The sequence below is a fragment of the Streptococcus pseudopneumoniae genome (assembly GCF_001072315.1).
GTDB lineage: Bacteria > Bacillota > Bacilli > Lactobacillales > Streptococcaceae > Streptococcus > Streptococcus pseudopneumoniae_R.
Genome location: NZ_JVLI01000100.1, coordinates 32,671 through 50,638 on the forward strand (window position 1 = coordinate 32,671; position 17,968 = coordinate 50,638).

A 17,968-nucleotide genomic window follows, 5' to 3' on the forward strand; every position below is an offset into this window, starting at 1 on the left:
AGAAGTCCTTGATGTCTTTTCTTCTTTTAATGGGGATAGTGAGTTTTTCTTGTGTATAGCATTTTGAATCTGGAATAGGACGCCATGACTGCTAAAAGATTTCTATAAATTAATTTGATTTTCCTAATCAATTTGTTCATATCTTATTTCATTCCACTATAAACGTCTTAAAGACAAGAGTCAGTTTGTGATGGAACGCTCTCGGTTCGAGGAGATGTTCCAACTTCAAAGTAGTCACTTGACGACGCAAGAAAAATTACAATTGTTTACCTCCGTGTTTGCTGGACGTTATGATGTTTATGCTAAGAATTTTATCAATGAACAAGGGAAAATTCAGTATTTTCCTTCCTATGATTATGGTTGGAAGCAGTTGCCACCTGAAAAACGGAGTTTCCAGACATTGACGAACTCCGTTTTGAAATCTCATTTTCGTGGGGAGGCAGCTATCGGTATCTTTCCTATGCACTTAGATGATAGCTGTTATTTTTTGGTACTGGATTTGGATGAAGGAGATTGGAAAGAAGCTGGTTTAACCATTCGAAGAATAGCCAGGGAACGCCAGATGGAAGCCCATTTAGAGATTTCTCGTTCGGGTTACGGACTCCATATTTGGTTCTTCTTTGAGGAAGCGATTCTGAGTCGAAAGGCTCGCCTGTTTGGAAAGAAACTATTAGAATTGGCTATGCAGGAAAGTATGCAACTGTCCTTTGATTCTTTTGATCGCATGTTTCCAAATCAGGATGTTCTTCCTAAAGGTGGATTTGATAATTTAATTTCCCTTCCTTTTCAAGGAGAAGCTTATCATCAAGGGCGAACGGTCTTTGTGGATGAACATTTTCAGCCTTATGAAGATCAATGGAGGTATCTACAAGAAATTCAGAGGATTTCAACTGCTAAAGTGGCACTGTTAATCCAAGAGGAGTTAGGCAAGCAAGAATTGGATAAGGAGTTGAAGGTCGTTTTATCCAATATGATCCAACTTGAAAAATCGTCTGTGACATCCAAGGCACTTTTTTTCTTGAAAAATATGGCTTCCTTTTCTAATCCCGAATTTTATAGTAGATTGAAACTAGAATAGTACACCTCTGCTTCTAAAACATTGTTAGAAATCGATTTGACTTTCCTGATCGATTTGTCCTGTTATTATTTCATTTTACTATATTTAAAGCAGGCTATGCGACAGCCAATCTATCAAATTCCTGAGCGAATGTATTTATTTGGAGAATCCGATTATTATTTATGGCTGCCAAGAGGCTTGTTAGATCCATTGCAAGATAAATTTAAGCAGGTAGTTGTGGAGGATAGGAGAAAAGTACAAAGGTCTATTAGAGTAGCATTTAAGGGAGAGCTTACTTTGGAGCAAGAATTAGCCCTGTCAGATATGAATTCTAAAGAAAATGGTTTACTTCATGCGGGACAGGTTTTGGGAAGACCGTTTTAGGTGCTGCTCTTATCTCTGAACGGAAAACAAAAACAATTATTCTAGTCCATAATAAGCAACTCTTAGACCAATGGCTAGATCGCTTAAACTGCTTTTTGACTTTCGAAGAGGAGGAGGCTATCCGTTATACGGCATCAGGTCGTGAAAAGGTAATCGGCTATGTTGGACAGTACGGTGGGACTAAGAAATGGCTGAGTAAACTGGTTGATGTCGTTATGATTCAATCTCTATTTAAGTTGGAAAATAGTCAAAGTCTTTTGGATGAGTATGAGATGATGATTGTGGATGAGTGTCATCATGTCTCTGCCTTGATGTTTGAAAAAGTTGTTGCTCAGTTTAGAGGGAAGTATCTTTACGGTTTGACGGCTACGCCTGAGCGTAAGAATGGTCATGAGCCTATTGTTTTTCAGAGAATTGGTGAGATACTCCATACTGCTGATAAGAGGGAAACGGATTTTAAACGGCAATTGCAATTAAGATTCACTTCTTTTGCTCATTTGGAAATTGAAAAGACCAAAGCAAGTAATTTTATACAGCTCAGTGATTGGATTGCTACAGACTCAGCGAGGAATCAGTTGATTCTCAAGGATATTCTAGCCCAAGTGGCAGAAGGTCGGAATATCTTGGTTCTAGTTAATCGAATTCAACAGATAGATGTTTTTGAAAAGTTATTGAAAGAGAAAGAGGTTGATGGCTGTTACATTATTAGCGGAAAAACCAAAGTCCGAGAGAGAACAAGTTTACTGGAGATATTAGAACAGCTAGATAAAGGGTTTGTATTGTTGTCAACTGGAAAATACATTGGCGAAGGTTTTGACTTACCTCAGTTGGACACGCTGATCTTGGCAGCGCCCTTTTCTTGGAAAAATAATTTAATTCAGTACGCCGGTCGGATTCATAGAAACTACAAAGATAAGTCTTTGGTACGTATTTTCGATTATGTGGATATTCATGTTCCTTATTTAGAAAAGATGTTTCAGAAACGACAAGTAGCTTATCGAAAGATGGATTATCGTGCCATTGAGGGTGAGGAGAAACAATTCGTTTATGTTGATAGTAGATATGAGAATGTGTTGAGGAAGGACTTAGCAGGGGAAAGACAGGAATGTCTGCTTGTTTTACCTTATGTGCACCAGACAAAACTGATGAATTTTCTAAAAGAATTTAGGATTAGTCAAATTGAGATATGTATACCAGAGACGGTTGCAAATAAAGCATGGCTAGACCAGTTGAAGAGCAAGAAAATTAAAGTGTCTTTTACTCAATCAAAAATAGTAACGCCTATTCTTTTGGTGAATAAGACTATTGTTTGGTATGGTGCAATGCCATTATTAGGGAAGGTAGATGAAATGACCATATTACGTTTGGAATCAGCTTGTATAGTTTCTGAAATAGTGGCAGGTTTACGATAGAGAAAATTTTTAAAAATTTCTATGTATGCTTTCCAGTTGAAAAAACGAGAAGTCTTGATAGGTCAGCGACTCAATGAACTGGAAATCAACGGTATTCGCTTGACTAAGTTTAAAAATGGGGAAATTGGTATTGAATTCATCTGGATTGATACCGAAAATCCACCTAGCGATGCCATTGGTTGGGTAGCAAAGAAATAAAAAGTCCTGTCACTTTCTCCCCCTTAACCTTTGACTATTCTGCAAAATTATCGTAAAATAAAGAGTAAATGATAAAATGAGGTCAGAGTCTGTTTACTCTGGCGATAGTAGTATAAATGAGGAGAAACGCTTTGGAATTAGAAGTATTTGCTGGGCAAGAAAAAAGTGAACTATCTATGATTGAGGTAGCGCGTGCTATCTTGGAACTTCGTGGTCGCGATCATGAGATGCATTTTAGCGATCTTGTAAACGAAATTCAAAACTATCTTGGAACATCAAACAGCGATATCCGTGAAGCCTTGCCTTTGTTCTACACAGAGTTGAACTTTGACGGTAGCTTCATCTCACTTGGAGACAACAAATGGGGTCTTCGTTCATGGTATGGTGTGGACGAAATCGACGAAGAGATCATTGCTCTTGAAGAAAATGACGACGATGAAGTAGCACCAAAAGCTAAGAAAAAACGTGTCAATGCCTTCATGGATGGCGATTCAGATGCTATTGACTACAATGCGGATGACCCAGAAGATGAAGATGCATACGAAGCAGATCCAGCTCTTTCATACGATGATGAAAATCCAGATGATGAGAAAAACGAAGTGGAAGCTTACGATGCAGAAATCAACGGAATCGCCCCAGATGACTTGGGTGAAGACGTGGATCTCAACGAAGAAGACGACGAGTTTTCAGATGATGATGCTGAAAACATCGAGGAATAAAAATTAGCTATTGACAATTATTCTATTTTTAGGTATCATATTGTTCGGGCACCTCTTTTAGAGGTCGGGGCTCCCTAGTTCTTAGGGAGCTATTTTTGTTTTTTCAAGAAGTTATCTTCTTGTATTTTATACTCAATGAAAATCAAAGAGCAAACTAGGAAACTAGCCGCCGGTTGCTCAAAGCACTGCTTTGAGGTTGTAGATAGAACTGACGAAGTCAGTAACATATATACGGCAAACCGAAGCTGACGCAGTTTGAAGAGATTTTCGAAGAGTATTAGTTGTGAATCTGGTGCAGTCGTCCCAGATTATTCTTATTAGTAGGGTCTTGTTTTCTATGTCCCCTCTTAGTTAGCAAGGCCTTGAGCATTTTAGAAAGAGGAATCTATGTCTACGAAATATATTTTTGTAACTGGTGGTGTGGTATCGTCTATTGGGAAAGGGATTGTGGCAGCAAGTCTAGGCCGTCTCTTGAAAAATCGTGGTCTCAAAGTAACCATTCAAAAGTTTGACCCTTATATCAATATCGATCCGGGGACCATGAGTCCTTACCAGCACGGGGAAGTTTTTGTGACAGATGATGGAGCTGAGACAGATTTGGACTTGGGTCACTATGAACGTTTCATCGATATCAATCTCAACAAATATTCTAACGTGACAACTGGTAAAATTTACAGTGAAGTGCTTCGTAAAGAACGTCGTGGAGAATACCTTGGGGCAACTGTTCAGGTCATTCCTCATATCACAGATGCTTTGAAAGAAAAAATCAAGCGTGCCGCTCTAACGACCGACTCTGATGTCATTATCACAGAGGTTGGTGGAACAGTAGGAGATATCGAGTCCTTGCCATTCCTAGAGGCCCTTCGTCAGATGAAGGCAGATGTGGGTGCGGACAATGTCATGTATATCCATACAACCTTGCTTCCATACCTCAAGGCTGCCGGTGAAATGAAAACCAAACCAACTCAACACTCTGTAAAAGAATTGCGTGGATTGGGAATCCAACCAAATATGTTGGTGATTCGTACAGACCAACCAGCTGGTCAAGGAATTAAAAACAAACTAGCCCAGTTCTGTGACGTGGCACCAGAAGCCGTTATCGAATCGTTGGATGTTGAACATCTTTACCAAATTCCACTGAACTTGCAAGCACAAGGTATGGACCAAATTGTCTGTGACCATTTGAAATTAGATGCACCAGCAGCGGATATGACAGAATGGTCAGCCATGGTGGACAAGGTCATGAACCTCAAGAAACAGGTCAAAATTTCCCTTGTTGGTAAGTATGTGGAGTTGCAAGATGCCTATATTTCTGTGGTTGAAGCCTTGAAACACTCTGGTTATGCCAACGACGCAGAAGTGAAAATCAATTGGGTCAATGCCAATGATGTGACAGCAGAGAATGTAGCAGAGCTCTTGTCTGATGCGGACGGAATCATCGTACCGGGTGGTTTTGGTCAACGTGGTACTGAAGGGAAAATCCAAGCCATCCGCTATGCGCGTGAAAATGATGTTCCAATGTTGGGAGTCTGCTTGGGCATGCAGTTGACTTGTATCGAGTTTGCTCGTCACGTTTTAGGTCTTGAAGGTGCCAATTCTGCAGAGCTTGCACCAGAAACAAAATACCCTATCATTGATATCATGCGTGATCAGATTGATGTTGAGGATATGGGGGGAACCCTTCGCTTGGGACTTTATCCGTCTAAGTTGAAACGTGGCTCTAAGGCAGCAGCTGCTTATCACAATCAAGAAGTGGTGCAACGCCGTCACCGTCACCGTTATGAGTTTAACAATGCCTTCCGTGAGCAGTTTGAGGCAGCAGGTTTTGTCTTCTCGGGAGTTTCTCCAGACAATCGTTTGGTCGAAATTGTGGAAATTCCAGAAAATAAATTCTTTGTAGCCTGTCAATATCACCCTGAACTTTCAAGCCGTCCAAATCGCCCAGAAGAACTCTACACTGCCTTTGTCACTGCAGCAGTTGAGAACAGCAATTAGCTAGATTATAACCTTTGAGAAGAATCTCAGAGGTTTTTTGCTTGCATATTTAGGATATGAGTTGCAAAATAAAAACATAGTGATATAATTAACATAAAAAATCCTAAGGAGGAACTACAATGAAAAAAATCACATTATTTGGTTTGTCTCTAGCTGGTCTAGCTTTACTGGCTTTTCCACATTCAGGGCAGGCATTTGAGCTTAAAGAAGAATGGGTTGTTAAGTGTGGAGTACAGTATCAAGATGGCAAGGTTCTTCGGTTTAACAATGGTCATGAAGTGGACATCAAGGTCTTGGATTTGCCAAAAACCGAGAAAATCGAGTGGACAATTAGTCTCAATGGTCAAGATCAGACAGTCAATTTTCTAGGTCAAGAAAAGGAACATTCTATGATGGGTATAGAAGGACGTTACCTGAATTTCTATGTTCCATATGGCTATAGAGGAGATATCAAGGTCGAGGCTAAGAGCGGAAATGAAGTGAAGACCTGGTCAACGAAAGTTGTGGATGATATTCATAATGATAGTGGAAAGAGAGGCTACTATCGTATTGAAGAATCAAATGATCAATACACTTACCTAGATGCTAAATGGGATTATCAAACCAAGACTTACACTGCTACCTTACCAGAGACTGTCAATGGTCAAAAAGTCTTTGCTTGGGCAGACTATGACAATGGCGAGTTGAAACTTGAAAAACTAAAATCTATCAGTCATAAATATGATGGAGGATCTTTCAAAGAACTTTATCCGATTGTAAAAGCAGAAAGTTGGCTAAAATCAAACCAAAACTGGTACTATCAAAAACAAGGTCAATTAGTACAGAAGGATTGGATTAAAGACAAGGGAACTTGGTACTTTATGAATGATAAAGGAGTCATGTTCAATCAAACTTGGCTTTATCAAGGTAGCAACTGGTATGCCTTTAAATCATCAGGAGCCATGATTGCGAGTGATTGGTTTTACGACCAAGGCAAGTGGTACTATTTATCAGCTTCAGGAGCCATGAAAGCAAGCGCTTGGGTTTATGACAAGGGAGACTGGTATTATGTAAGTTCTTCTGGTGCCATGCAAGCGAATGATTGGATCAAAGACAATGGTAAGTGGTATTATCTGGCTTCATCAGGTAAGATGCTTCGCAATACCTACACCCCTGATGGTTACTACGTTGGCAACTCAGGTGCCTGGCAATAAGAATAATACTCTTCGAAAATCTCTTCAAGCCACGTCAGCTTCATCCACAACCTCAAAACAGTGTTTTGAGCTGACTTCGTCAGTTTTATCTACAACCTCAAAGCAGTGCTTTGAGTAACCTGCGGCTAGCTTCTTAGTTTGCTCTTAGTATAAGAAGTCCTTTTCCTTAAAGGAAGAGGCTTTTTACTTGCTTTTCTGCGGTTTCCTCATTTGTCCTAAAGCCTTTTTTGTGTTAAAATGAATGGTATGAAAGCTAAAAAAATGTGGATGGCAGGCTTGGCTTTGCTTGGTATTGGAAGCCTTGCCCTTGCTACGAAAAAAGTTGCAGATGACCGTAAGTTCATGAAGACTCAGGAAGAGTTGACAGCGATTGTGCGAGACCATTTTTCAGATATGGGGGAAATTGCGACCCTCTATGTTCAAGTCTATGAAAGCAGTCTAGAGAGCTTGGTTGGTGGCGTCATTTTTGAGGATGGCCGTCATTATACCTTTGTCTATGAAAATGAAGACCTAGTCTATGAGGAGGAAGTCTTATGATACAACCAGCAAGTTTAGAAGAATTAGCATCTTTAGTGGAAAAAGATGGGAAGAAAGTCTTTCTTTTTGTAGCAGACTGGTGTGGCGATTGTCGTTATATCTATCCTGCCTTATCAGAAATTGAGGAGACCAATCCAGAGTTCACCTTTATTCGAGTGGATCGAGATCAGTACATGGATCTAGCTAAACTCTGGGATGTTTACGGGATTCCTAGCCTTGTTGTTCTAGAAAAAGACAAGGAAATTGGTCGTTTTGTTAATCGCGACCGTAAAAGCAAGCAACAAATTAACGACTTTTTAGCAGGACTGAAATAGGAGAAAATAGAAACAATGATTTTTACATATAACAAAGAACATGTCGGCGATGTCCTTATGGTCATCGTAAAAAATAGCGGAGATGCCAAACTAAATGTGGATCGCAAAGGAAAGGTAGCTCGTGTTTTCCTCAAAGATAATGGGGAAACAGTGGCGTGGAATATTTTCGAAGTTTCAAGTTTGTTTGAAATTGCAGAGCGCGGTCAAGTCTTTTTATCAGATGAGCAAGTCGCTCGTTTGAACCAAGAATTACAAACGGAAGGTTTTGCAGAGGAAATTGTCAATGACAAGGAGCCTAAGTTTGTTGTTGGTGAAATTGTCGAGATGGTAGCTCATCCAGATAGTGACCACCTTAACATCTGCCAAGTTGCAGTCGCAAGTGACAAGACAGTGCAAATTGTTGCTGGAGCACCTAATGCGCGTGTGGGGTTGAAAACCATTGTAGCTCTTCCAGGAGCAATGATGCCAAAAGGCAATCTCATTTTCCCAGGCGAACTTCGTGGTGAAAAGAGTTTTGGTATGATGTGTAGCCCTCGTGAATTGCATCTGCCAAATGCTCCGCAAAAACGTGGTGTTATCGAATTATCAGAAGACCAAGTTGTCGGAACTCCATTTGACCCAGCGAAGCACTGGACTGCTTAGGAACTTGTCAGTATCTGAATACACCAGATAGAAGGAAATAAGATGGCAAAAAATGTTGTGATTACAGGAGCGACCTCAGGAATCGGTGAAGCGATTGCGCGTGCTTATCTGGAGCAGGGTGAGAATGTCGTTCTAACTGGACGACGGATAGATAGACTAGAAAGCCTCAAGTCGGAGTTTGCAGAAACTTTTCCAAATCAAACAGTTTGGACTTTTCCGCTAGATGTCACGGATATGACCATGGTGAAGACTGTCTGCTCCGATATTCTAGAAAGAGTAGGGCAGATTGATATTATGGTCAATAACGCAGGCTTGGCTCTAGGTTTGGCACCTTATCAGGACTATGAGGAGTTGGATATGTTGACCATGCTGGATACCAATGTCAAAGGTTTGATGGCAGTCACTCGCTGTTTCTTGCCAGAAATGGTAAAAGCCAATCAAGGACATATCATCAATATGGGCTCAACCGCAGGAATCTACGCCTATGCTGGTGCCGCTGTTTACTCAGCTACCAAGGCAGCAGTTAAGACTTTTTCAGATGGACTGCGAATTGATACCATTGCAACGGATATCAAGGTGACAACCATTCAGCCTGGAATTGTCGAAACAGATTTTTCGATGGTACGTTTTCACGGTGATAAAGAACGAGCAGCGTCCGTTTACCAAGGAATTGAGGCCTTGCAAGCTCAGGATATTGCAGACACAGTAGTCTATGTGACTAGTCAACCTCGTCGTGTTCAGATTACAGATATGACCATTATGGCCAATCAACAGGCGACAGGTTTCATGGTTCATAAAAACTAAAAAATTTCCTCGAAAAGTTACAAATTTCTGTAACTTTTTTGATTTCCTGCGAATAGATAAGTAGGAGGAAGAAAATATGTATAATAAAGTTATTTTAATCGGACGCTTGACGTCTACACCAGAATTGCACAAAACTAACAATGACAAGTCAGTTGCGCGAGCAACCATCGCTGTGAACCGTCGTTACAAAGACCAAAATGGGGAACGCGAAGCTGATTTTGTTAATATGGTCCTTTGGGGCAGACTAGCAGAAACCTTGGCCAGCTACGCAACTAAGGGGAGTCTCATTTCAGTCGATGGAGAACTTCGTACCCGTCGTTTTGAGAAAAATGGTCAAATGAATTATGTTACCGAAGTACTCGTGACAGGATTCCAACTCTTGGAAAGTCGTGCTCAACGTGCCATGCGTGAAAATAACGCAGGTCAAGACCTAGCAGATTTGGTTTTGGAAGAGGAGGAATTGCCATTTTAAGTATTGAAAAGTCTGAGTTGCTCTCAGGCTTTTTATCTTGAGAAAGTCAGACTTTTTTCTTGACTATTTCTGACCAAGTGATACAATAGAACTATAAATTAGCACTCAAGTATAAAGAGTGCTAATACTATCTATCTCATTATGGAGGAAATCAGATGTTAAAACCATTAGGAGACCGTGTGGTCTTAAAAATCGAAGAAAAAGAACAAACCGTTGGAGGCTTTGTCCTTGCAGGTTCAGCCCAAGAAAAAACCAAAACAGCCCAAGTTGTGGCTACTGGACAAGGTGTTCGTACCTTGAACGGTGACTTGGTTGCTCCAAGTGTTAAAGCTGGAGATCGTGTCTTAGTTGAAGCCCACGCAGGTCTTGATGTCAAAGATGGTGATGAAAAGTACATCATCGTAGGCGAAGCTAACATCTTGGCAATCATTGAAGAATAGAAGGAGAAAATAAGTATGTCAAAAGAAATTAAATTTTCATCAGATGCCCGTTCAGCTATGGTTCGTGGTGTCGATATCCTTGCAGACACTGTTAAAGTAACCTTGGGACCAAAAGGTCGTAATGTCGTTCTTGAAAAATCATTCGGTTCACCACTCATCACCAATGACGGTGTAACTATTGCTAAAGAAATCGAATTGGAAGACCATTTTGAAAATATGGGTGCCAAATTGGTGTCAGAAGTAGCTTCAAAAACCAATGATATTGCAGGTGATGGGACTACAACTGCAACTGTTTTGACCCAAGCAATCGTCCGTGAAGGAATCAAAAACGTCACAGCAGGTGCAAATCCAATCGGTATTCGTCGTGGGATTGAAACAGCAGTTGCCGCAGCAGTTGAAGCTTTGAAAAACAATGCCATCCCAGTTGCCAATAAAGAAGCTATTGCTCAGGTTGCTGCCGTATCTTCTCGTTCTGAAAAAGTCGGTGAATACATTTCTGAAGCCATGGAAAAAGTTGGTAAAGACGGAGTCATTACCATTGAAGAGTCACGTGGTATGGAAACAGAGCTTGAAGTTGTTGAAGGAATGCAGTTCGACCGTGGTTACCTTTCACAGTACATGGTGACAGATAGCGAAAAAATGGTGGCAGACCTTGAAAATCCGTACATTTTGATTACAGACAAGAAGATTTCCAATATCCAAGAAATCTTGCCACTTTTGGAAAGCATTCTCCAAAGCAATCGTCCACTCTTGATTATTGCGGATGATGTTGATGGCGAAGCTCTTCCAACTCTTGTCTTGAACAAGATTCGTGGAACCTTCAACGTGGTAGCAGTTAAGGCACCTGGCTTTGGGGACCGTCGCAAAGCTATGCTTGAAGATATCGCCATCTTAACAGGCGGAACAGTTATCACTGAAGACCTTGGCCTTGAGTTGAAAGATGCAACGATTGAGGCGCTTGGTCAAGCAGCTAGAGTAACTGTGGACAAAGATAGCACTGTTATCGTAGAAGGTGCTGGAAATCCTGAAGCGATTTCTCACCGTGTTGCAGTTATCAAGTCTCAAATCGAAACTACAACTTCTGAATTTGACCGTGAAAAATTGCAAGAACGCTTGGCAAAATTATCAGGTGGTGTAGCGGTTATTAAGGTCGGAGCCGCAACTGAAACTGAGTTGAAAGAAATGAAGCTCCGCATTGAAGATGCCCTCAACGCTACTCGTGCAGCTGTTGAAGAAGGAATCGTTGCAGGTGGTGGAACAGCCCTTGTAAATGTTATCCCAGCCGTGGCTGATTTGGAATTGATAGGAGACGAAGCAACAGGACGCAATATTGTTCTCCGTGCCTTGGAAGAACCTGTTCGTCAAATTGCCCACAATGCAGGATTTGAAGGATCTATCGTCATCGATCGTTTGAAAAATGCCGAGCTTGGTACAGGCTTCAACGCAGCAACTGGCGAGTGGGTCAACATGATTGATAAAGGGATTATCGATCCAGTTAAAGTGAGTCGTTCAGCTCTACAAAATGCAGCATCTGTAGCCAGCTTGATTTTGACTACAGAAGCAGTCGTAGCCAATAAACCAGAACCAGTAGCCCCAGCTCCAGCAATGGATCCAAGCATGATGGGCGGTATGATGTAAGCTTTCTATAGAAAACACAAAAGGAGGGAATGCCTATTCCTCCTTTTTATGATGTTCATTTCTAAATTGATTTGAGCTCTCCTAACTTATATGATAAAATAAGACTAGAAAAAGGAGAAGAACATGATCGATGTAGAAGAAATTCTGAGCAAGATGAATTCCAATCAGAAGATTAATTATGACCGTGTCATGCAGAAGATGGTCCAAGTATGGGAAAAAAATGAGCAACGGCCAACCATTCTCATGCATGTTTGCTGTGCCCCTTGCAGTACCTATACTCTAGAATATTTGACTAAGTATGCAGACGTGACCATTTATTTTGCCAATTCTAATATCCATCCCAAGGCAGAATACCATAAGCGGGCTTACGTCACCAAGAAATTTGTCAGTGATTTCAATGAGCGGACAGGAAATACAGTCCAGTACCTAGAAGCTCCCTATGAACCCAATGAATACCGTAAGTTAGTCAGAGGACTAGAAGAAGAACCTGAAGGTGGCGACCGTTGTAAGGTTTGCTTTGACTACCGCCTGGATAAAACAGCGCAAGTGGCTATGGATTTGGGTTTTGACTACTTTGGTTCAGCCTTGACCATCAGTCCTCATAAGAATTCTCAAACCATTAACAGCATCGGAATCGATGTGCAAAAAATTTACACAACACACTATCTTCCAAGTGATTTCAAGAAAAATCAAGGCTACAAACGTTCAGTGGAGATGTGTGAAGAGTATGATATCTATCGTCAATGTTATTGTGGATGCGTCTATGCAGCTCAAGCCCAGAATATTGATCTGGTTCAAGTTAAGAAGGATGCCACAGCTTTCTTGCTGGATAAGGATGTTGAAAAAGACTATTCCCACATCAAATTTACTGTTACGAAATTAGATATATAAACGAAAACTTGCCTCAAGGCAGTTTTTTTTGCTAGTAGAAAAGCGATAGATAGAAATCATTGGACTAATCTTTGAATGTCTAGTCCAAGGTTTGTGAGTCTTCAACAAGCCTTGGACTATTAAAAATGAAGTTTTGCTCAAAAGAGCTTTTTAAATTAAAACGAGCAATTATCAGTTCAAATCTGTTTCAAAAGAGAAACGGATAAATTAATCGATGCTTTGTTTTTGAGTTAGGAAGTAAAGCATGCTAAACTGAGTCGTGAGAATAAATTTCTTTATAGAAATGTGTTACAACTTTGCTATAACGGAATATTACTTTTTTGCATTTATACAACTTATTTAACACTATCTTTATTCTTGTGATATAATGTCAAATTATAGAGTGGGGGTCGTTTAAAATGATTGATAAAGTAATTGAACAATATAAAAGTCATGATAATCTTGATATTCGAGTAGAATTGCATAAGAAGTATTCAAAAAATAAATTGGGATTTAACAATTGGATATTTTCTAACTACCAAATCACTGATGAAGTAAAGGTTCTAGAATTGGGATGTGGTACAGGAGAACTATGGAAAAGTAATAGTGATTCTATAGATAAAATGAAGCAGTTGATTGTTACAGATTTTTCTAAAGATATGGTAAAATCAACGAAGTCAGTGATTGGAAATAGAGACAATGTCAACTATGAGATAATGGATATTCAAAAGATTTCTTTTGAGAATGAAACTTTTGATATTGTTATTGCTAATATGCTTCTACATCATGTGAATGATATTCCTAAAGCTCTCTCTGAGGTGAATAGGGTCTTAAAAACCGAAGGCATTTTTTACTGTGCTACATTTGGTGAAAATGGAGTTGTAAATTATTTGGCAAGTTTATTTAAATATGAGGTTAATCAAGATTTAGAAAATAAAACGTTTACTTTACAAAATGGAAAAAGGTACCTGAGTAGGTATTTTAACTCTGTCGATACATTACTCTATGATGATGAGTTACAGGTAACTAGCATAGATGACCTAGTTAAATACATCCAATCGTTTAAAGGAATTTCAGAAATAGGTTCACTAGAAGAGGAAATAATACGTAAAAGATTGGAAAGTGAGTTTAATAATGGTATGTTGATCATTCCTAAAGAATATGGTATGTTTATCGCTCGAAAAGAAAGTTAAGGGAGCGAAAGTGTGAAAAATTATGGAGAAGCTTTTCGATATTTTAGAAAATTAAACGGACATTCTTTAGAGTATGCTGCAGCTGATTCTATATCAAAATCTCAACTCTCTAGGTTTGAAAGGGGAGAAAATGAAATTTCTCTTTCAACGTTTTTTGAATTATTATCAAATATCAATGTTTCGATAGAGAATTTTTGTAATTACCTAGAACATTATAAAAGATCGGAGCTTGATGATTTTTTGGTTAACTCATCTCCGAATTTTTATAGTTTGAATACTAAAGGATTGGAGGAAATAAAAAATGAGCAACAAAAACTTTTTGAGAAGAGTGGGGAAAAAACTCATAAAATAAATACAATTATGGTTCAGGGATTATTAAATCAGATAGATTGTAATCATGCAGTTAGTAGAGATGATCTAAATTTAGTATATGACTATTTATTTCAGAAGGAACGATGGGAGTACTATGAGATAATGCTGATTGGTAATTTATATCATCTTTTTGAAATAGATTATATTTACATGGTCGGACAAGAAATACTAGAGCGTACACATTATTACGAAAAAATCGGCAAGAATAGAAATTTAGTTGTATCAGCTTGTTTAAATTTTTGGTTCTGTTGCCTTGAAAATTCACATCTAATATATGCAGACTACTTTGAAATGAAATTAAAAAAATTATTAAAAGATTACACAAAAGTTTTTGAAAAATCTACATTCAAATTTGTAGAAGGATATAAAATATATCTGACTGAATCTAAAGAATCTGGAATTAAACAAATGAACAATGTCATAAAATATTTTGAGTTTATTGAATCTAAAAGTATTGCTTTATATTTTCAAAAACGATTAAATGAGCTGGTAGATTAAGTATCATTTTCTCTGTCGAGATATTGTTTTTAAAATGTTGTACCAAGTGATTGATGCTAGGTGGAAATCCAAAAAATAAATTATTTGATACAAGGTTGACCTGTATTTTTATACTAATCATCTCCGTATTTTTGTATTAAACGATATAAGTTTATTGTAAATTTACAAGGAACAAAGATATTAAAAAATATCAGTATATCTATTTGTTTTATATATTTTACGAATTCTGCATAAATCTATTTCTAGTAATGTGTTGTAACTCTGCTATAATGGATTTATTCCTTTTTGTGTTTACACAATTTATTTTACACTACCAAAAAACAAGGTCAGGATTTTGTTCCTGACCTTTGACAACTTTACCGATTCTTTAGTTCTACATAGCGCTTGTACCAAATGTTTACATAGGCTTCTGAGAAAGGACCTCGTCCATTGTTAATCCAATCAACAAGAATTTTGACATGTTCTTTTAAAATATAGTCCAAGTCATCAGAATAATTCATTTTGCGTTTGTGACGCTCATACTCCTCAACGTCCAAGAGACGTTTTTCCCCATCTGTAAAAATTTTAACATCCAAATCGTAATCAATATACTTCAGTGCTTCTTCATCCAGATAGTAGGGACTAGCCATATTACAATAGTAGGAAATTCCATTATCACGAATCATGGCAATGATATTAAACCAATATTTCTTGTGAAAGTAAACAATAGCCGGTTCTCGAGTGACCCAACGACGACCATCACTTTCGGTAACAAGTGTATGATCGTTGACACCAATAATGGCGTTTTCTGTTGTTTTTAGTACCATGGTGTCCCGCCAAGTTCGGTGGAGACTCCCATCATGCTTATAACTTTGAATTGTAATAAAGTCGCCTTCTTTTGGAAGCTTCATAACTAACCAACTTTCTACAATTTATAAGTTTATCGTTTACTATTGTACCATAAAATTACCTAAAATCTGTGAATTTTACATGAAAATATTAAAGATATTCTCTGAGAGCGCTTGCTATATCCGAAAAATCGTAGCCCTTTCGTGCTAAAACTTGGGTTAAACGCTGTTTAAGTTCGTATCCTTCATATTTTCGGGCATACTTGGCATATTGCTTATCTAGTTCCTTGAAGATGAGTTCCTGAGTCATTTCTTGGTCAACTTGACTATCCAACTCGTCAAAGGCAGTTTTAGCATCAGAATAGGAAAACCCCTTGTTGGTCAGATTTTGGATTATCTTATCTTGCAAGGCACGAGCTGGAAGTTTTCCCTCATATTTTTTCAATAGTTTATTAGCTACACGTTGAGCAACTTCCGAAAAATCAAATTCTTTTAAAATTTCTTCTGTAGTAGATTTTGAAATTCCTTTTTGTGTTAGTTTCTGAATCAATACATAAGGCCCCTTGTCTCCTGAAAGCTGATTGTCGTTGATGATAGCATAAGCGTACTGAGCATCATTAATCCACTTATCTTCTTTAAGATTAATAATGACTTGAGAAACTACGTTTTCATCAATATCGTATTTTTTCAGATATTCTCTGACTTCTTTTTCAGTGCGAGCTTTAAAGGATAGGTGGTAGAGAGCTAGATTTTTACCGTAAGAAAATTGAGCAAATTCCTGTATCTCTTTCAATTCTTCTTGGCTTATAACCTTATCTCTTGATAACATAAAACGAACAATAGTATCTTCAGTAATGTAGCATTTGTCGCCATTATCAAGCTCCATCAGATAAAGTCTTTTTTTCTTTTCAAGTTTTGTGATTTTCATAGTTCTATTATAACTCAAAATGTGATAAGATAGGGGTATGAATCTGAAAGTGAAACAAAAAATACCATTAAAAATCAAGCGCATGGGAATTAATGGTGAGGGAATCGGCTTTTATCAAAAAACATTAGTCTTTGTGCCTGGTGCTCTCAAAGGAGAAGATATCTATTGTCAGATTACTTCTATTAAACGTAACTTTGTTGAAGCAAGATTATTAAAAGTCAACAAGAAGTCTAAATTCCGTGTTGTGCCAGCATGTACTATTTACAATGAGTGCGGAGGCTGCCAAATCATGCACCTGCATTATGATAAGCAGCTGGAGTTCAAGACGGACTTACTTCACCAAGCACTGAAAAAATTTGCCCCTGCAGGATATGAAAATTATGAAATCCGTCCAACTATTGGAATGCAGGAACCAAAGTACTACCGTGCTAAGTTACAATTTCAGACTCGAAAATTTAAGAATCAGGTCAAGGCGGGCTTATATGCACAAAACTCTCACTATTTAGTAGAGTTGAAAGACTGCCTGGTACAAGACAAGGAAACCCAAGTGATTGCTAATCGCCTAGCGGAATTACTTACTTTTCACCAAATTCCGATAACGGATGAGAGAAAAGTTCTAGGTGTTAGAACTATAATGGTCCGACGAGCAAGAAAGACTGGACAGGTTCAGATTATTATTGTTACAAATCGTCAGCTTAATTTAACCCAACTAGTAAAAGACATAGTTAAGGATTTCCCAGAAGTTGAGACAGTCGCTGTGAATACAAATACAGCTAAAACCAGTGAGATTTATGGTGAAAAGACAGAGATTATCTGGGGAGAAGAGAGTATTCAAGAAGGTGTACTCGATTATGAATTTTCACTATCTCCTCGAGCTTTCTATCAACTAAATCCTGAACAGACAGAAGTTCTTTATAATGAGGCGGTAAAAGCCTTGGATGTTACTAAAGACGACCATTTGATTGACGCTTATTGTGGAGTTGGAACGATTGGGTTTGTCTTTGCAAAGAAAGTTAAAACACTCAGAGGTATGGATATTATTCCAGAAGCTATTGAAGATGCCAAGCGAAATGCTAAAAGAATGGGATTTGACAATACTCATTATGAAGCTGGAACGGCAGAAGAGATTATTCCTCGTTGGTACAAGGAAGGCTACCGAGCAGATGCTCTGATTGTGGACCCACCACGTACAGGTCTGGATGATAAGTTATTAGATACTATTCTTACTTATGTACCAGAAAAAATGGTTTATATTTCTTGTAATGTTTCAACCTTGGCTCGTGATTTGGTACGCTTAGTAGAAGTCTATGATCTTCATTATATCCAGTCGGTCGATATGTTCCCACATACAGCTCGAACTGAAGCTGTTGTAAAATTAATTAAAAAAGTTTAAAAAAGTAGTTGACAAAAAATAAAAAGTCGGTATAATAGTAAGAGTTGAAAATAACAACTCTGGTCCGTTGGTCAAGGGGTTA

18 protein-coding genes and 2 pseudogenes are annotated in these 17,968 nt (G+C 38.5%); 18 read left to right on the forward strand and 2 right to left on the reverse strand.

Annotated elements, in window-relative coordinates:
* Window positions 1–190: 190 nt before the first annotated feature.
* From ADH54_RS12730 to ADH54_RS11300, 17 genes and pseudogenes are all read left to right on the forward strand, one after another.
* Window positions 191–1,054, forward strand: a pseudogene (locus ADH54_RS12730) (TOTE conflict system archaeo-eukaryotic primase domain-containing protein); the annotation flags it as partial.
* 105 nt (window positions 1,055–1,159) lie between these two features.
* Window positions 1,160–1,441: pseudogene (locus ADH54_RS12735) on the forward strand (DNA primase); the annotation flags it as partial.
* Window positions 1,442–1,452: 11 nt separating this feature from the next.
* Window positions 1,453–2,853 (forward strand): DEAD/DEAH box helicase, encoded by a 1,401-nt coding sequence (locus tag ADH54_RS12740; protein WP_414716760.1) that lies wholly within the window; start codon window positions 1,453–1,455, stop codon window positions 2,851–2,853.
* Between the two features lie 36 nt (window positions 2,854–2,889).
* The gene (locus ADH54_RS12180) at window positions 2,890–3,051 is read left to right on the forward strand and encodes a hypothetical protein (RefSeq protein WP_193389694.1); all 162 of its coding nucleotides are present in this window, start codon (window positions 2,890–2,892) and stop codon (window positions 3,049–3,051) included.
* 131 nt (window positions 3,052–3,182) lie between these two features.
* Complete coding sequence (rpoE, locus tag ADH54_RS05165; protein WP_049524288.1) at window positions 3,183–3,770, forward strand: DNA-directed RNA polymerase subunit delta; 588 nt, start codon at window positions 3,183–3,185, stop codon at window positions 3,768–3,770.
* Window positions 3,771–4,157: 387 nt separating this feature from the next.
* Complete coding sequence (locus ADH54_RS05175; protein WP_049524290.1) at window positions 4,158–5,765, forward strand: CTP synthase; 1,608 nt, start codon at window positions 4,158–4,160, stop codon at window positions 5,763–5,765.
* A gap of 119 nt (window positions 5,766–5,884) precedes the next feature.
* Complete coding sequence (locus ADH54_RS05180; RefSeq protein WP_049524291.1) at window positions 5,885–6,958, forward strand: N-acetylmuramoyl-L-alanine amidase family protein; 1,074 nt, start codon at window positions 5,885–5,887, stop codon at window positions 6,956–6,958.
* Window positions 6,959–7,195: 237 nt separating this feature from the next.
* Window positions 7,196–7,495, forward strand: coding sequence for a DUF4651 domain-containing protein (locus tag ADH54_RS05185; RefSeq protein WP_049524292.1), 300 nt, complete (start codon window positions 7,196–7,198; stop codon window positions 7,493–7,495).
* Window positions 7,492–7,809, forward strand: coding sequence for a thioredoxin family protein (locus tag ADH54_RS05190; RefSeq protein WP_049524293.1), 318 nt, complete (start codon window positions 7,492–7,494; stop codon window positions 7,807–7,809). Before ADH54_RS05185 ends, ADH54_RS05190 begins: the two co-directional genes overlap by 4 nt.
* 15 nt (window positions 7,810–7,824) lie before the next feature.
* A complete protein-coding gene (gene ytpR / locus ADH54_RS05195; protein WP_049524294.1) occupies window positions 7,825–8,451 on the forward strand; it encodes a YtpR family tRNA-binding protein in 627 nt (208 codons plus the stop codon).
* Between the two features lie 42 nt (window positions 8,452–8,493).
* A complete protein-coding gene (locus ADH54_RS05200) occupies window positions 8,494–9,255 on the forward strand; it encodes an SDR family NAD(P)-dependent oxidoreductase (RefSeq protein WP_049524295.1) in 762 nt (253 codons plus the stop codon).
* A 76-nt stretch (window positions 9,256–9,331) separates the two neighbouring features.
* Entirely contained in the window at window positions 9,332–9,727 is a 396-nt protein-coding gene (locus ADH54_RS05205) for a single-stranded DNA-binding protein (protein WP_000282442.1), read from the forward strand.
* 155 nt (window positions 9,728–9,882) lie between these two features.
* Window positions 9,883–10,167, forward strand: a complete 285-nt coding sequence (gene groES / locus ADH54_RS05210; RefSeq protein WP_000917323.1) for a co-chaperone GroES — start codon at window positions 9,883–9,885, stop codon at window positions 10,165–10,167.
* A 15-nt stretch (window positions 10,168–10,182) separates the two neighbouring features.
* Window positions 10,183–11,805, forward strand: coding sequence for a chaperonin GroEL (groL, locus tag ADH54_RS05215; RefSeq protein WP_049524296.1), 1,623 nt, complete (start codon window positions 10,183–10,185; stop codon window positions 11,803–11,805).
* Between the two features lie 123 nt (window positions 11,806–11,928).
* The gene (locus tag ADH54_RS05220; RefSeq protein WP_049524297.1) at window positions 11,929–12,696 is read left to right on the forward strand and encodes an epoxyqueuosine reductase QueH; all 768 of its coding nucleotides are present in this window, start codon (window positions 11,929–11,931) and stop codon (window positions 12,694–12,696) included.
* A gap of 398 nt (window positions 12,697–13,094) precedes the next feature.
* The gene (locus ADH54_RS05225) at window positions 13,095–13,868 is read left to right on the forward strand and encodes a class I SAM-dependent methyltransferase (protein ID WP_049524298.1); all 774 of its coding nucleotides are present in this window, start codon (window positions 13,095–13,097) and stop codon (window positions 13,866–13,868) included.
* 12 nt (window positions 13,869–13,880) lie between these two features.
* Complete coding sequence (locus tag ADH54_RS11300; RefSeq protein ID WP_080980790.1) at window positions 13,881–14,738, forward strand: Rgg/GadR/MutR family transcriptional regulator; 858 nt, start codon at window positions 13,881–13,883, stop codon at window positions 14,736–14,738.
* A gap of 356 nt (window positions 14,739–15,094) precedes the next feature.
* On the opposite strand, the gene ADH54_RS05240 is transcribed toward ADH54_RS11300, so the two are convergent.
* Window positions 15,095–15,628 carry a nucleoside tri-diphosphate phosphatase gene (locus ADH54_RS05240; RefSeq protein ID WP_000775316.1) on the reverse strand — a complete coding sequence of 178 codons (534 nt, stop codon included), beginning with the start codon at window positions 15,626–15,628 and terminating at the stop codon, window positions 15,095–15,097.
* Between the two features lie 88 nt (window positions 15,629–15,716).
* Window positions 15,717–16,493 (reverse strand): recombination regulator RecX, encoded by a 777-nt coding sequence (gene recX, locus ADH54_RS05245; RefSeq protein WP_049524299.1) that lies wholly within the window; start codon window positions 16,491–16,493, stop codon window positions 15,717–15,719.
* Window positions 16,494–16,530: 37 nt separating this feature from the next.
* Here recX and rlmD point away from each other — a divergent pair, with 37 nt between their 5' ends.
* Window positions 16,531–17,886 (forward strand): 23S rRNA (uracil(1939)-C(5))-methyltransferase RlmD, encoded by a 1,356-nt coding sequence (gene rlmD, locus ADH54_RS05250; protein WP_049524300.1) that lies wholly within the window; start codon window positions 16,531–16,533, stop codon window positions 17,884–17,886.
* Window positions 17,887–17,968 lie beyond the last annotated feature (82 nt).